We start from the raw sequence: 16,167 nt of genomic DNA, 5'->3' as shown, positions 1-16,167 counted from the left end.
TGTTCACAGAAGCAGCACGCAAAAATCAGCTACCACACAACACAACAAAGCGAACCCTACTCATGAGCATCTTGTACGAAGAGCGTCTTGATGGCGCTTTACCCGATGTCGACCAAACATCGGTACTGATGGCACTGCGTGAGCATGTCCCCGGACTCGAGATCCTGCATACCGATGAGGAGATCACTCCTTACGAGTGTGACGGGTTGAGCGCGTATCGCACGCGTCCATTACTGGTTGTTCTGCCTAAGCAGATAGAACAGGTGGCGGCGATTCTGGCTGTCTGCCACCGTCTGCGTGTACCGGTGGTGACTCGTGGCGCGGGCACCGGGCTTTCTGGCGGCGCGTTGCCGCTGGAAAAAGGCGTGTTGTTAGTGATGGCGCGCTTTAAAGAGATCCTCGATATAAACCCCGTCGGTCGCCGTGCGCGCGTGCAGCCGGGCGTGCGTAATCTGGCTATCTCCCAGGCCGTAGCGCCGCATAATCTCTATTACGCGCCGGACCCTTCTTCACAAATCGCCTGTTCCATTGGCGGCAATGTGGCGGAAAATGCCGGTGGCGTTCACTGTCTGAAATATGGGCTTACCGTACATAACCTGCTGAAAATTGAAGTGCAAACGCTGGACGGAGAGACGCTGACACTGGGATCGGATGCGCTGGATTCGCCGGGTTTTGACCTGCTGGCGCTGTTTACTGGATCAGAAGGTATGCTCGGCGTGACCACCGAAGTGACGGTAAAACTGCTGCCGAAGCCCCCCGTGGCACGGGTTCTGTTAGCCAGCTTTGACTCGGTAGAAAAAGCCGGACTCGCCGTCGGTGACATCATAGCCAATGGCATTATCCCTGGTGGGCTGGAGATGATGGATAACCTGTCGATTCGCGCGGCAGAAGATTTTATTCATGCCGGTTATCCCGTTGATGCCGAAGCGATTTTATTGTGCGAGCTGGACGGCGTGGAGTCTGACGTACAGGAAGATTGTGAACGGGTTAACGACATCTTACGGAAAGCGGGCGCGACTGACGTCCGTCTGGCGCAGGACGAAGCGGAGCGTGTGCGTTTCTGGGCCGGTCGTAAAAACGCCTTTCCGGCGGTGGGGCGCATCTCTCCCGATTACTACTGCATGGACGGCACCATCCCACGCCGCGCGCTGCCTGGCGTACTGGAAGGTATTGCTCGTTTATCGCAGCAATATGATTTACGCGTCGCCAACGTCTTTCATGCCGGAGACGGTAACATGCACCCGTTAATCCTTTTCGATGCCAATGAACCCGGCGAATTTGCCCGCGCGGAAGCGCTGGGTGGGAAGATCCTCGAACTCTGCGTGGAAGTGGGCGGCAGCATCAGTGGGGAGCATGGCATTGGGCGCGAAAAAATCAATCAAATGTGCGCCCAGTTCAACAGCGATGAAATCACGACCTTCCATGCGGTCAAGGCGGCATTTGACCCCGATGGTTTGCTGAACCCTGGAAAAAACATTCCCACGCTACACCGCTGCGCTGAATTTGGTGCCATGCACGTGCACCACGGTCATTTACCTTTCCCTGAACTGGAGCGTTTCTGATGCTACGTGAGTGTGATTACAGCCAGGCGCTGCTGGAACAGGTGAATCAGGCGATTAGTAATAAAACGCCGCTGGTGATTCAGGGAAGCAATAGCAAAGCCTTTTTAGGTCGCCCTGTCACCGGGCAAACGCTGGATGTGCGTTGTCATCGCGGCATTGTGAATTACGACCCGACCGAGTTGGTGATCACCGCTCGTGCCGGAACGCCGCTGATGGCGATTGAAGCGGCGCTGGAAAGTGCGGGGCAAATGCTGCCCTGCGAGCCACCGTATTATGGTGAAGAAGCCACCTGGGGCGGCATGGTCGCTTGCGGTCTGGCGGGGCCGCGTCGACCGTGGAGCGGTTCGGTACGCGATTTTGTCCTCGGTACGCGCATTATTACCGGCAGTGGAAAACATCTGCGTTTTGGTGGCGAAGTGATGAAAAACGTTGCCGGATACGATCTCTCACGGCTAATGGCCGGAAGCTATGGCTGTCTTGGCGTACTTACTGAAATCTCAATGAAAGTGTTGCCTCGACCGCGCGCCACTATCAGCCTGCGTCGGGAAATCAGCCTGCAAGAAGCCATGAACGAAATCGCCCAGTGGCAACTCCAGCCATTACCCATTAGCGGTTTATGTTACTTCGACAACGGCTTGTGGCTCCGCCTTGAAGGCGGTGAAGGCTCGGTAAAAGCGGCGCGTGAACTGCTGGGGGGCGAAGAGGTTGCGGGTCAGTTCTGGCAGCAATTGCGTGAACAACAACTGCCATTCTTCTCGTTACCAGGGACTTTGTGGCGCATTTCATTACCCACCGATGCACCGATGATGGATTTACCCGGCGAGCAACTGATCGACTGGGGGGGCGCGTTACGCTGGCTGAAATCGACAGCCGATGACAATCAAATCCACCGTATCGCCCGCAACGCTGGTGGTCACGCAACTCGCTTTAGTCCAGGTGATGGCAGTTTTGCTCCGTTGCCTGCCCCTTTATTCCGCTATCACCAGCAGCTTAAACAGCAGCTCGACCCTTGCGGTGTGTTTAACCCCGGTCGCATGTACGCGGAACTTTAAGGAGCAGACTATGCAAACCCGGTTAACCGAAGAGATGCGCCAGAATACGCGGGCGCTGGAAGCTGACAGCATTCTGCGCGCCTGTGTGCACTGCGGATTTTGTACCGCAACCTGCCCGACCTATCAGCTCCTGGGTGATGAACTGGACGGGCCGCGTGGGCGCATCTATCTGATTAAACAGGTGCTGGAAGGTAACGAAGTTACACTTAAAACGCAGGAGCATCTCGATCGCTGTCTCACGTGCCGCAACTGTGAAACCACCTGTCCTTCTGGTGTGCGCTATCACACTCTGTTGGATATCGGGCGTGATATCGTCGAGCAAAAAGTGAAACGTCCACTGCCGGATCGAATGCTACGCGAAGGGCTGCGTCAGGTAGTGCCGCGTCCGGCGGTCTTCCGTGCGCTGACGCAAGTAGGCCTGGTGCTACGACCGTTTTTGCCAGAGCAGATTAGAGCAAAACTCCCCGCCGGGATCGTGAAAGCCAAACCGCGTCCGCCGTTGCGTCATAAGCGTCGGGTTTTAATGCTGGAAGGTTGCGTCCAGCCTACGCTTTCGCCCAACACCAACGCGGCAACCGCGCGGGTGCTGGATCGTCTGGGGATCAGCGTCATGCCAGCTAACGAAGCAGGCTGTTGTGGCGCGGTGGACTATCATCTTAATGCGCAAGAGAAAGGGTTAGCGCGCGCGCGAAATAATATTGATGCCTGGTGGCCGGCGATTGAAGCAGGTGCCGAGGCAATTTTGCAAACCGCCAGCGGCTGTGGGGCATTCGTTAAAGAGTATGGGCAGATGCTGAAAAACGATGCGTTGTATGCCGATAAAGCGCGTCAGGTCAGCGAACTGGCGGTTGATTTAGTCGAGCTTTTGCGTGAGGAGCCGCTGGAAAAGCTGGCGATTCGCGGCGATAAAAAACTGGCCTTCCACTGTCCGTGTACCCTGCAACATGCGCAAAAACTGAATGGCGAAGTAGAAAAAGTGTTACTGCGGCTGGGATTTACCTTAACCGACGTTCCCGACAGCCATCTGTGCTGCGGTTCGGCGGGAACTTATGCGTTAACGCATCCCGATCTGGCGCGCCAGTTGCGGGATAACAAAATGAATGCGCTGGAAAGCGGCAAACCGGAAATGATCGTTACCGCCAACATTGGTTGCCAGACGCATCTGGCGAGCGCCGGTCGTACCTCTGTGCGTCACTGGATTGAAATTGTAGAACAAGCCATTGAAAAGGAATAACAAAATGAAAACTAAAGTCATTCTTAGCCAGCAAATGGCGAGTGCAATTATTGCCGCAGGTCAGGAAGAGGCGCAGAAAAATAACTGGTCCGTTTCCATTGCTGTTGCCGATGACGGCGGTCATCTGCTGGCGTTAAGTCGTATGGATGATTGCGCGCCGATTGCGGCCTACATCTCCCAGGAGAAAGCGCGTACCGCCGCGCTGGGGCGCCGCGAAACTAAGGGTTATGAAGAGATGGTGAACAACGGACGTACGGCGTTTGTGACGGCACCGTTACTGACGTCGCTGGAAGGCGGCGTACCGGTTGTTGTTGATGGGCAGATTATTGGCGCTGTGGGTGTGTCTGGTTTAACCGGGGCACAGGATGCGCAGGTCGCGAAAGCGGCAGCAGCGGTATTGGCGAAATAAGCGAAAACGAGGAGATTAACAATGAGTGAAACCATAACCCAGGGCCGTTTACGCATTGACGCCAACTTTAAACGTTTTGTTGATGAAGAAGTTTTACCCGGAACAGGGCTGGACTCTGCGGCGTTCTGGCACAATTTTGATGATATTGTTCACGATCTGTCGCCAGAGAATCGTCAGTTACTGGCAGAGCGCGATCGCATTCAGGCGGCGCTCGACGAATGGCATCGCCGCAATCCGGGGCCGGTAAAAGATAAAGCAGCCTATAAATCTTTCCTGCGTGAACTGGGCTACCTGGTGCCGCAACCGGGCCATGTGACGGTGGAAACCACCGGCATCGACAGCGAAATCACCAGCCAGGCGGGGCCGCAACTGGTGGTTCCGGCAATGAACGCCCGCTACGCGTTGAATGCGGCGAACGCTCGCTGGGGTTCACTGTACGATGCGCTATACGGCAGCGACATCATCCCGCAGGAAGGGGCGATGGTCAGCGGCTACGATCCGCAGCGTGGTGCGCAGGTTATCGCCTGGGTTCGCCGCTTCCTCGATGAATCACTACCGCTGGAAAACGGCAGCTATCAGGATGTGGCGGCGTTTAAGGTGGTCGACAAACAATTACGTATTCTGTTGAAAAATGGCTCAGAAACCACGTTACGTACCCCGGCGCAGTTTGTCGGCTACCGTGGCGATGCTGCTGCACCGACCTGCATTTTGCTGAAAAATAACGGTCTGCATATCGAACTGCAAATCGATGCCAACGGACGGATTGGCAAAGACGATCCGGCGCATATCAACGACGTTATCGTCGAAGCCGCCATCAGTACCATTCTCGATTGTGAAGACTCGGTCGCTGCGGTTGATGCTGAAGATAAAATCCTGCTGTACCGCAATCTGTTGGGGCTGATGCAGGGCACTCTGCAAGAGAAAATGGAGAAAAACGGTCGGCAAATCGTGCGTAAACTGAATGACGATCGTCAGTACACCGCCGCCGATGGTTCTGAAATTTCTTTGCACGGGCGCTCGCTGCTGTTTATCCGCAACGTGGGGCATTTGATGACTATCCCCGTAATTTGGGACAGCGAAGGCAATGAAATTCCGGAAGGTATTCTTGATGGCGTCATGACAGGTGCGATTGCCCTCTACGACTTAAAAGTGCAGAAAAACTCGCGTACTGGCAGCGTCTATATTGTGAAACCGAAAATGCACGGTCCGCAGGAAGTGGCGTTTGCCAACAAACTGTTTACCCGCGTTGAGACCATGCTTGGTATGGAACCAAATACCCTGAAAATGGGCATTATGGATGAAGAACGCCGGACCTCGCTGAACTTGCGTAGTTGTATCGCGCAGGCACGCAACCGCGTGGCGTTCATCAACACCGGCTTCCTCGACCGTACTGGTGATGAGATGCATTCGGTGATGGAAGCGGGCCCGATGTTGCGTAAAAACCAGATGAAATCGACACCGTGGATCAAAGCCTACGAGCGCAATAACGTGCTTTCCGGCCTGTTTTGTGGGCTGCGCGGTAAAGCGCAAATCGGTAAAGGGATGTGGGCAATGCCAGATCTGATGGCAGACATGTACAGCCAAAAGGGCGATCAGTTACGTGCCGGGGCGAACACGGCCTGGGTTCCGTCACCGACCGCAGCCACGTTGCATGCGTTGCACTATCACCAAACCAACGTACAGAGCGTGCAAGCCAACATTGCCAACACAGAGTTCAATGCAGAATTTGAGCCTCTGCTGGACGATCTGTTGACCATTCCGGTTGCTGAAAACGCAAACTGGTCGGCACAAGAGATCCAACAAGAGCTGGATAACAACGTGCAGGGGATTCTGGGTTATGTGGTGCGTTGGGTAGAGCAGGGGATTGGTTGTTCAAAAGTGCCGGATATCCACAACGTGGCGCTGATGGAAGACCGTGCAACGCTGCGCATCTCCAGCCAACATATCGCCAACTGGTTACGTCACGGTATTCTGACCAAAGAACAGGTGCAGGCGTCGCTGGAGAATATGGCGAAAGTGGTTGATCAGCAAAACGCTGGCGATCCGGCGTATCGTCCGATGGTGGGGAATTTTGCTAACTCGTGTGCGTTTAAAGCCGCCAGCGATTTAATCTTCCTCGGTGTGAAACAGCCAAACGGTTATACCGAACCGTTATTACATGCCTGGCGTTTACGCGAAAAAGAAAGTCATTAATAGCAATAGCAAAAGCCCCGGCAAGTTTTACCGCTGGGGCTATTATAGTTACTGCGGTAGTACATTTATCCCGGAAATAACCGGAGCGATTATCAGGGTTTAATAAAATTAAATACCCGTAGCGCATCATTAGCGGGTTAAAACAACAATATGGACATCTTAACGATACTCTGCGCCTGCGGGTGCGGAACAGAACCCCTTACCCGATATACTTGTTATGCCTGAGGTAGCAATTGCGTTAGCGGCGTGCTGTTGCTGTAAAGTATAACGCCTATATTTTACAGTTCAGTCCTCTTTTGCTTATTACAACCTTAAGCATATCAAGCATATAAAGATAATAAGAGACTGAACAATATGGTTACCTGGACCCAAATGTATATGCCGATGGGAGGGCTGGGGCTATCCGCTCTGGTTGCCCTGATCCCGATAATATTCTTCTTCGTTGCGCTTGCGATATTACGTCTGAAAGGGCATGTCGCCGGAGCAATAACCCTTATATTATCGATATTGATTGCGATATTCGCCTTTAAAATGCCGATTGATATGGCATTTGCTGCTGCGGGATATGGTTTTATTTATGGTTTATGGCCAATCGCCTGGATTATTGTCGCGGCGGTATTCCTCTATAAATTAACCGTTGCCAGCGGCCAGTTTGATATTATCCGCAGCTCGGTTATCTCCATCACCGACGATCAACGTTTGCAGGTGTTGCTGATTGGCTTCTCTTTTGGCGCACTGTTAGAAGGAGCTGCGGGCTTTGGCGCGCCGGTGGCGATTACTGGCGCGCTGCTGGTGGGACTGGGCTTTAAACCGTTATACGCGGCGGGGCTGTGTCTGATTGCCAACACCGCGCCGGTGGCGTTTGGTGCGTTGGGCGTGCCTATTCTGGTTGCCGGTCAGGTGACTGGCATCGATCCGTTCGACATTGGCGCAATGGCGGGACGTCAGTTGCCGTTCCTGTCGGTACTGGTGCCGTTCTGGCTGGTGGCGATGATGGACGGCTGGAAAGGGGTGAAAGAGACATGGCCAGCGGCGCTGGTGGCGGGTGGTAGCTTCGCAGTTACCCAGTTCTTTACCTCTAACTACATTGGCCCGGAACTGCCGGATATTACTTCGGCGCTGGTGAGTATCGTCTCACTCTCTTTATTCCTCAAAGTCTGGCGGCCGAAAAATACCGAAACGGCAATCAGCATGGGGCAATCCGCAGGTGCGATGGTGGTGAATAAACCGTCTTCTGGCGGCCCTGTACCGTCAGAATACAGCCTTGGGCAAATCATTCGTGCGTGGTCACCGTTTTTAATCTTAACGGTGCTGGTCACCATCTGGACCATGAAGCCGTTTAAAGCGTTATTCGCTCCGGGCGGCGCGTTTTATTCGCTGGTGATTAACTTCCAGATCCCCCATTTGCATCAACAGGTACTGAAAGCGGCACCCATTGTCGCCCAACCGACGCCAATGGATGCGGTGTTTAAATTTGATCCACTCTCCGCTGGCGGAACTGCGATTTTTATCGCGGCAATTATCTCTATCTTCATTCTTGGTGTCGGGATCAAGAAAGGTATTGGCGTTTTCGCAGAAACGCTAATTAGCCTGAAGTGGCCGATATTGTCGATTGGCATGGTGCTGGCATTTGCCTTCGTGACCAACTATTCCGGCATGTCCACTACGCTGGCGCTGGTACTGGCGGGTACTGGCGTGATGTTCCCGTTCTTCTCGCCGTTCCTTGGTTGGCTGGGGGTATTTCTTACCGGCTCTGACACATCCTCGAACGCCCTGTTTGGTTCACTGCAATCAACCACCGCGCAGCAAATCAACGTCTCGGACACTCTGCTGGTGGCAGCAAATACCAGCGGCGGCGTGACAGGCAAGATGATCTCCCCGCAATCTATCGCCGTGGCCTGCGCCGCGACGGGCATGGTGGGCAGAGAATCTGAATTGTTCCGTTACACCGTGAAGCACAGTCTGATCTTTGCCAGCGTTATTGGCATTATCACGCTGCTGCAGGCATATGTGTTTACCGGAATGTTGGTTTCGTAATTCAATAGAGCCGGATGGCTGTAAATATCATCCGGCTTTTTTCATATCTGTTTCGTTATTCCGGCTAAACAATAGCAAGATTATTTCTCTATTTATTATCATCAGATCAATAATGTTTGATGATTAGATAACCCGGTAAATAATTAATGGCGTGAAAATCTGTGTTTTTTTATCACGCAAAACAAGCTGTATTAATTGTGTTCGCTTGATGAGCAAGTAGCGTGCTATCTGTTGCTTTTACAATCGCAATCGTTAAAACTATCAATGACTTGAGATAGTAACATTGTGAATAATTGTTACTTTTTTGTTTGTTGAAAATTTTTATAAATCACCCCTCTGACATCGTATAGGGGATATTCCTATAAATTTTATCTATTTCGTTATCAATAATGCAGATTTCTTAAGAATGGAGGTCATTTTTAGAGAAGGTAAAACATAAAACTATTTCCACAGTTACGAATTTTTTAACTTTGTTTTGTCACTTGCGTTATTAATGAATAAGAAATTTAAATATAAGAAATCGCTTTTAGCGGCTATTTTAAGCGCAACCCTGTTAGCCGGTTGTGATGGCGGTGGTTCAGGCTCGTCCTCCGATACTCCGCCTGTAGATTCTGGAACAGGGTCTTTGCCGGAAGTGAAACCTGATCCAACACCAAACCCGGAGCCGACGCCTGAGCCGACGCCGGACCCAGAACCTACGCCGGATCCAACACCTGATCCTGAGCCGACACCAGAACCAGAGCCAGAACCTGTTCCCACGAAAACGGGTTATCTGACCCTGGGCGGAAGCCAGCGGGTAACTGGTGCTACCTGTAATGGTGAATCCAGCGATGGCTTTACTTTTACACCTGGCAACACCGTGAGTTGTGTGGTTGGTAGTACGACCATTGCAACTTTCAACACCCAGTCAGAAGCTGCGCGTAGCCTGCGTGCGGTTGACAAAGTGTCGTTTAGCCTCGAGGACGCGCAGGAGCTGGCGGATTCTGAAAATGAGAAAACCAACGCTATCTCTCTGTTAACTTCCAGCGACAGTTGCCCGGCGGATGCAGAACAACTTTGTCTGACCTTCTCGTCAGTGGTCGATCGCGCACGCTTTGAAAAACTGTATAAGCAAATCGATCTGGCACCGGAAGAATTCAAAAAGCTGGTAAATGAGGAAGTGGAAAACAATGTCGCGACCGATAAAGCGCCATCCACCCATACCTCACCGGTCGTGCCCGTCACGACAGAGGGAACAACGCCGGATCTGAACGCCAAATTTGTGTCAGCTAATGCGGAACAGTTTTATCAGTATCAACCTACTGAAATTATTCTCTCCGAAGGCCGCCTGGTGGATAGCCAGGGATATGGTGTTGCTGGTGTTGACTACTACACCAATTCAGGCCGTGGTGTGACAGGGGAAAATGGTGAATTTTCCTTTAGCTGGGGCGAAACCATCTCCTTTGGTATCGATACCTTTGAACTTGGCTCAGTACGCGGCAACAAGTCGACCATTGCGCTGACTGAACTGGGTGATGAAGTTCGCGGCGCGAATGTCGATCAACTGATTCATCGCTATTCGACGACCGGGCAAAATAATACCCGTGTTGTTCCGGACGATGTACGCAAGGTCTTTGCTGAATATCCCAACGTGATTAACGAGATTATCAATCTCTCGTTATCCAATGGCGCGACGCTGGATGAAGGCGATCAAACCGTTGTGCTGCCAAACGAATTTATCGAGCAGTTTAAGACGGGACAGGCCAAAGAGATCGATACCGCGATTTGTACGAAAACCGCCGGTTGTAACGAGGCTCGCTGGTTCTCGCTGACGACACGCAATGTTAATGACGGTCAGATTCAGGGCGTTATCAACAAACTGTGGGGTGTGGATACGAACTACCAATCTGTCAGCAAGTTCCATGTATTCCATGACTCCACCAACTTCTATGGCAGCACCGGTAATGCGCGCGGTCAGGCGGTGGTGAATATCTCCAACGCGGCCTTTCCGATTCTGATGGCGCGTAATGATAAAAACTACTGGCTGGCCTTTGGTGAAAAACGCGCCTGGGATAAAAACGAGCTGGCGTACATTACTGAAGCGCCTTCTCTTGTTGTGCCGGAAAACGTGACGCGCGATACCGCGACCTTCAACCTGCCGTTTATTTCGCTGGGGCAAGTCGGTGATGGCAAGCTGATGGTTATCGGTAACCCGCACTACAACAGCATTTTGCGTTGCCCTAATGGTTACAGTTGGGCCGGTGGTGTCAATGATAAAGGTGAGTGTACGCTCAGCGGTGATTCAGATGATATGAAGCACTTCATGCAGAACGTACTGCGCTACCTGTCAAACGACATCTGGCAGCCGAATACCAAGAGCACAATGACCGTGGGTACGAACCTGGAAAACGTTTATTTCAAACGTCATGGCCAGGTCACTGGGAACAGTGCTCCATTTGGCTTCCATCCGGATTTTGCAGGTATTTCTGTTAAACATTTGACCAGCTATGGCGATCTGAATCCGGAAGAAGTTCCTTTGCTGATCCTCAACGGTTTTGAATATGTGACTCAGTGGTCTGGCGATCCCTATGCAGTGCCTCTGCGTGCAGATACCAGCAAACCGAAGCTGACTCAGCAGGATGTGACCGATCTGATCGCCTATCTGAACAAAGGCGGCTCAGTGCTGATCATGGAAAACGTGATGAGCAATCTTAAGGAAGAGAGCGCGTCTGGCTTTGTGCGTCTGCTGGATGCCGCGGGTCTGTCAATGGCTCTGAACAAATCGGTGGTGAACAACGATCCGCAGGGTTATCCGGATCGCGTACGCCAGCGCCGAGCGAATGGCATTTGGGTTTATGAACGTTATCCTACCGCAGACGGTGCGCAGCCGCCGTACACCATCGACCCAACTACAGGGGAAGTGACCTGGAAATATCAGGAAGAAGGTAAGCCTGATGACAAGCCGAAACTGGAAGTGGCCAGTTGGCTGGAAGATGTCGATGGCGAACAGGTCAAGCGCTATGCCTTTATCGATGAGGCGGAGTTTAAAACAAAAGAGTCTCTGGAGGCGGCAAAGGCAAAAATCCTTAAGGCATTTCCTGGATTAGAGGTGTGTAAGGATCCTGACTACCACTACGAGGTCAACTGTCTGGAATACCGCCCGGGCACGGGAGTTCCTGTAACGCCAGAGAATAATACTGGCATGTTTGTTCCGCGCTATACGCAACTGAATCTTGACGCCGACACTGCGAAAGCGATGGTGCAGGCTGCGGATTTAGGCACCAACATTCAGCGCCTGTATCAACATGAGCTTTATTTCCGTACTAAAGGCAGTAAAGGCGAACGTCTGAACAGCGTCGATCTGGAACGTCTGTACCAGAACATGTCGGTCTGGCTGTGGAACGACACGGCTTATCGTTATGAAGAAGGCAAAAATGACGAGCTGGGTTTTAAAACGTTCACCGAGTTCCTGAACTGCTACGCCAACAATGCTTACGAGGGCGGCACCAAGTGCTCCGCGGAACTGAAGAAATCGCTGGTCGATAACAACATGATCTACGGAGATAATACTACCAAAGCGGGCATGATGAACCCGAGCTATCCGCTCAACTATATGGAAAAACCGCTGACGCGTCTGATGCTGGGGCGTTCCTGGTGGGATCTGAACATCAAAGTTGATGTTGAGAAGTATCCTGGAGCGGTATCTGTAGGTGGAGAGGAGGTTACTGAAACCATCAGCCTGTACTCGAATCCGACCAAATGGTTTGCGGGGAACATGCAATCAACCGGCCTGTGGGCTCCGGCTCAGAAAGAGGTCACCATTGAGTCTACAGCGGACGTTCCTGTGACTGTCACCGTGGCGCTGGCTGACGACCTGACCGGACGTGAAAAGCATGAAGTTGCGCTGAACCGTCCGCCGAGAGTGACTAAAACGTATACTCTGGAGGCTAATGGTACGGTGAAGTTTACGGCTCCTTATGGTGGTCTGATTTATATCAAGGGCGACAGCAAGGAGAATAATAAATCTGCCAGCTTCACCTTTACTGGTGTGGTAAAAGCACCGTTCTATAAAGACGGCGCATGGAAAAACGATCTGAAATCTCCTGCGCCGTTGGGCGAGTTGGAGTCAGATTCTTTCGTCTACACCGCACCGAAGAGCAACCTGAACGCCAGCAATTACAAGGGTGACCTGAAACAATTCGCAGAGGAACTGGATACCTTTGCCAGCTCGATGAATGACTTCTACGGTCGTGATGGCGAAAGTGGTAACCACCGGATGTTTACCTATAAAGCATTGACAGGTCACAAGCATCGTTTCGCCAACGATGTGCAGATCTCCATCGGTGATGCGCACTCGGGTTATCCGGTAATGAACAGCAGCTTCTCGACGAACAGCACCACGCTGCCGACGACGCCGCTGAACGACTGGTTGATCTGGCACGAAGTCGGTCATAACGCTGCAGAAACACCGCTGAACGTACCGGGTGCAACTGAAGTGGCGAACAACGTGCTGGCGCTGTACATGCAGGATCGCTATCTCGGTAAGATGAACCGTGTCGCTGACGACATTACCGTCGCGCCGGAATATCTGGACGAGAGCAACGGTCAGGCCTGGGCGCGCGGCGGTGCGGGTGACCGTCTGCTGATGTACGCACAGTTGAAGGAGTGGGCAGAGGAAAACTTTGATATCAAACAGTGGTATCCAGATGGTGAGCTGCCTAAGTTCTACAGCGATCGTAAAGGGATGAAGGGCTGGAACCTGTTCCAGTTGATGCACCGTAAAGCGCGCGGCGATGATGTCAGCAATGACAAGTTTGGCGGCAGAAATTACTGTGCTGAGTCAAACGGTAACGCTGCTGACACGCTGATGCTGTGTGCATCCTGGGTCGCTCAGGCGGATCTTTCGGAATTCTTTAAGAAATGGAATCCGGGCGCAAATGCTTACCAGCTTCCGGGGGCAAGTGAGATGAGCTTCGAAGGCGGAGTGAGCCAGTCGGCTTACAACACGCTCGCGGCGATGCACCTGTCGAAACCGGAAAAAGGGCCGGAAACCATTAATAAGGTTACCGAGTATTCGATGCCAGCCGAATAAGCCTGTAGGCCGGATAAGGCGTTCACGCCGCATCCGGCATGAAATAAGGCGCACCGGGTCAACATATATGCCCGATGCGCCAGCTTATCGGGCCTGGAGGGAAGAAGCCGCGATTATTTGCGTTGGCAGACGCCTGTAGGCCGGATAAGGCGTTCACGCCGCATCCGGCATGAAATAAGGCGCACCGGGTCAACATATATGCCCGATGCGCCAGCTTATCGGGCCTGGAGGGAAGAAGCCGCGATTACTTGCGTTGGCAGACACCTGTAGGCCGGATAAGGCGTTCACGCCGCATCCGGCAAGTTACAACAAATAACCTTTAACCATGCTTTTTGATGTTTTTCAGCAATATCCTGCTGCGATGCCTGTCCTGGCAACCGTCGGAGGATTAATCATCGGCAGTTTTTTGAATGTGGTGATCTGGCGTTACCCCATCATGCTTCGCCAACAAATGGCGGAGTTTCACGGTGAAACGCCGAGCACGCAGCTAAAAATAAGCCTGGCGCTGCCACGCTCGCATTGTCCGCATTGTCAGCAGACCATCCGCGTTCGTGACAACATTCCGCTGCTCTCCTGGCTGATGCTCAAAGGGCGCTGCCGTGATTGTCAGACGAAAATCAGCAAGCGTTATCCGCTGGTGGAGTTATTGACGGCACTCGCTTTTTTGTTGGCAAGTCTGGTCTGGCCGGAAAGTGGATGGGGGCTGGCGGTGATGATATTATCCGCCTGGCTGATTGCCGCGAGTATCATCGACCTCGATAATCAATGGCTGCCCGATGTCTTTACTCAGGGAGTATTGTGGACGGGGCTGATTGCGGCATGGGCACAGCAGAGTCCGCTAACGTTACAAGATGCAGTCACCGGCGTACTGGTGGGGTTTGTCACTTTTTATTCCCTTCGCTGGCTGGCCGGAATAATTCTGCGTAAAGAAGCATTAGGCATGGGCGATGTATTACTCTTCGCCGCTTTAGGTGGCTGGGTGGGGGCATTGTCGCTACCCCATGTTGCTTTAATTGCATCATGCTGCGGGCTGATATATGCCGTTATTACAAAAAAAGGATCAACGACGCTGCCTTTTGGACCGTGTTTAAGTCTGGGCGGTATAGCAACACTTTATCTACAGGCATTGTTTTAATGATAACCACGTCATTATCGAAGTGACATTTTTACTCTCATTAATAACCTTAGAGATTATTTACTATGTCGATAAAACAAATGCCAGGGAGGGTATTAATATCGCTATTGTTAAGCGTTACAGGATTATTAAGTGGCTGCGCAAGTCATAATGAAAACGCCAGTTTACTGGCGAAAAAACAGGCGCAAAATATCAGCCAAAACCTGCCGATTAAATCTGCGGGATATACCTTAGTGCTGGCGCAAAGTAGCGGCACGACGGTAAAAATGACCATTATCAGCGAAGCGGGTGCTCAAACCACGCAAACGCCGGACGCGTTTTTAACCAGCTATCAACGACAAATGTGCGCTGACCCAACGGTGAAATTAATGATCACTGAGGGGATTAATTACAGCATAACGATTAATGATACACGCACAGGCAACCAGTATCAGCGGAAACTGGATCGTACCACCTGTGGAATAGTCAAAGCATAACGTCGGGTATATATAAATTGGCGCGGGTTGTTTTTCGTGACGCACGAATTTATCTCAATCAATGGCTGACTAAAATTCGTTACACTCTTAGCCAGGGACAATCTCTTAATACAGACAAAGAGCATCTGCGCAAAATTGCACGCGGGATGTTCTGGCTGATGTTGCTTATTATTTCTGCAAAAATGGCGCATTCACTCTGGCGCTATATCTCCTTTTCTGCGGAATATACGGCGATTTCCCCATCGGTGAATAAATCGACCCGTGCGGATGTAAAAACGTTCGATAAAAAAGACGTGCAATTAATCAGCCAGCAAAACTGGTTTGGCAAATATCAGCCCGTTGCTGCACTGGTAAAACAACCCGAACCGGCACCGGTGGCAGAAACGCGTCTTAACGTGGTACTGCGCGGAATCGCCTTTGGTGCCAGACCCGGCGCGGTTATTGAAGAAGGCGGCAAACAGCAGGTCTATTTGCTGGGCGAACGGCTTGACTCTCACAACGCGGTGATCGAAGAGATTTATCGCGATCATGTGGTGCTGCGTTATCAGGGAAAAATGGAGCGCCTGAGTCTGGCAGAAGAGGAGCGTTCCACCGTTGCCGTGACCAATGAAAAAACCGTCAGTGACGAAGCAAAGCAAACAGCCGCTGAACCTGCCGCCAGCACGCCAGTTGAGATCCCGGCTGCCGTGCGCCAGGCACTGGCGAAAGACCCGCAGAAAATTTTTAACTATATCCAGCTTACGCCTGTGCGTAAGGAGGGGATTGTCGGTTATGCAGTGAAACCGGGGGCAGATCGTTCTCTGTTCGATGCCAGCGGTTTCAAGGAAGGCGATATCGCCATTGCGTTAAATCAGCAGGATTTCACTGATCCACGAGCAATGATTGCTCTGATGCGGCAGTTACCTTCAATGGATTCCATTCAACTCACGGTTTTACGCAAGGGTGCGCGCTACGACATTTCCATCGCGCTGCGCTAACCGCATTTAATCCAGGAGAAT

Annotated in this window: 10 protein-coding genes; all 10 read left to right on the top strand. The window is 52.0% G+C overall.

The window, feature by feature from the left end; genetic code table 11:
* Positions 1 to 62: 62 nt before the first annotated feature.
* Positions 63 to 1,562, top strand: coding sequence for a glycolate oxidase subunit GlcD (gene glcD / locus A31E_RS08120; RefSeq protein WP_000026086.1), 1,500 nt, complete (start codon positions 63 to 65; stop codon positions 1,560 to 1,562).
* Positions 1,562 to 2,614: a glycolate oxidase subunit GlcE gene (gene glcE / locus A31E_RS08125; RefSeq protein WP_000943105.1), complete on the top strand. Its 1,053-nt coding sequence runs from the start codon at positions 1,562 to 1,564 to the stop codon at positions 2,612 to 2,614. The genes glcD and glcE overlap by 1 nt, the downstream gene beginning before the upstream one ends.
* Before the next feature lie 10 nt (positions 2,615 to 2,624).
* On the top strand, positions 2,625 to 3,848 hold the full coding sequence (gene glcF, locus A31E_RS08130) for a glycolate oxidase subunit GlcF (protein ID WP_016249205.1): 1,224 nt from the start codon (positions 2,625 to 2,627) through the stop codon (positions 3,846 to 3,848).
* 4 nt (positions 3,849 to 3,852) lie between these two features.
* Complete coding sequence (locus A31E_RS08135) at positions 3,853 to 4,257, top strand: GlcG family protein (protein WP_000853256.1); 405 nt, start codon at positions 3,853 to 3,855, stop codon at positions 4,255 to 4,257.
* Positions 4,258 to 4,278: 21 nt separating this feature from the next.
* On the top strand, positions 4,279 to 6,450 hold the full coding sequence (glcB, locus tag A31E_RS08140) for a malate synthase G (protein WP_016249204.1): 2,172 nt from the start codon (positions 4,279 to 4,281) through the stop codon (positions 6,448 to 6,450).
* A 354-nt stretch (positions 6,451 to 6,804) separates the two neighbouring features.
* Positions 6,805 to 8,487 (top strand): glycolate permease GlcA, encoded by a 1,683-nt coding sequence (glcA, locus tag A31E_RS08145; protein WP_000259271.1) that lies wholly within the window; start codon positions 6,805 to 6,807, stop codon positions 8,485 to 8,487.
* A gap of 493 nt (positions 8,488 to 8,980) precedes the next feature.
* Positions 8,981 to 13,558, top strand: coding sequence for a lipoprotein metalloprotease SslE (gene sslE, locus A31E_RS08150; protein WP_016249203.1), 4,578 nt, complete (start codon positions 8,981 to 8,983; stop codon positions 13,556 to 13,558).
* A 325-nt stretch (positions 13,559 to 13,883) separates the two neighbouring features.
* On the top strand, positions 13,884 to 14,693 hold the full coding sequence (gene pppA, locus A31E_RS08155) for a prepilin peptidase PppA (RefSeq protein ID WP_000895881.1): 810 nt from the start codon (positions 13,884 to 13,886) through the stop codon (positions 14,691 to 14,693).
* A 65-nt stretch (positions 14,694 to 14,758) separates the two neighbouring features.
* The gene (gspS2, locus tag A31E_RS08160; RefSeq protein ID WP_001309757.1) at positions 14,759 to 15,169 is read left to right on the top strand and encodes a type II secretion system pilot lipoprotein GspS-beta; all 411 of its coding nucleotides are present in this window, start codon (positions 14,759 to 14,761) and stop codon (positions 15,167 to 15,169) included.
* 17 nt (positions 15,170 to 15,186) lie between these two features.
* Positions 15,187 to 16,146, top strand: a complete 960-nt coding sequence (gspC, locus tag A31E_RS08165) for a type II secretion system protein GspC (RefSeq protein ID WP_000135106.1) — start codon at positions 15,187 to 15,189, stop codon at positions 16,144 to 16,146.
* Positions 16,147 to 16,167: the final 21 nt, after the last annotated feature.

The sequence above is a fragment of the Escherichia sp. KTE159 genome (assembly GCF_000408805.1).
In the GTDB taxonomy this organism is placed as follows: Bacteria; Pseudomonadota; Gammaproteobacteria; order Enterobacterales; family Enterobacteriaceae; genus Escherichia; species Escherichia marmotae.
This window is presented reverse-complemented; position numbering and strand designations above follow the sequence as displayed.

Coding starts and splice junctions, on each gene's coding strand:
- glcB (WP_016249204.1), top strand. CDS start 4,279: ATGAGTGAAACCATAACCCAGGGCCGTTTACGCATTGACGCCAACTTT.
- glcD (WP_000026086.1), top strand. CDS start 63: ATGAGCATCTTGTACGAAGAGCGTCTTGATGGCGCTTTACCCGATGTC.
- glcA (WP_000259271.1), top strand. CDS start 6,805: ATGGTTACCTGGACCCAAATGTATATGCCGATGGGAGGGCTGGGGCTA.
- glcE (WP_000943105.1), top strand. CDS start 1,562: ATGCTACGTGAGTGTGATTACAGCCAGGCGCTGCTGGAACAGGTGAAT.
- glcF (WP_016249205.1), top strand. CDS start 2,625: ATGCAAACCCGGTTAACCGAAGAGATGCGCCAGAATACGCGGGCGCTG.
- gspS2 (WP_001309757.1), top strand. CDS start 14,759: ATGTCGATAAAACAAATGCCAGGGAGGGTATTAATATCGCTATTGTTA.
- A31E_RS08135 (WP_000853256.1), top strand. CDS start 3,853: ATGAAAACTAAAGTCATTCTTAGCCAGCAAATGGCGAGTGCAATTATT.
- sslE (WP_016249203.1), top strand. CDS start 8,981: ATGAATAAGAAATTTAAATATAAGAAATCGCTTTTAGCGGCTATTTTA.
- pppA (WP_000895881.1), top strand. CDS start 13,884: ATGCTTTTTGATGTTTTTCAGCAATATCCTGCTGCGATGCCTGTCCTG.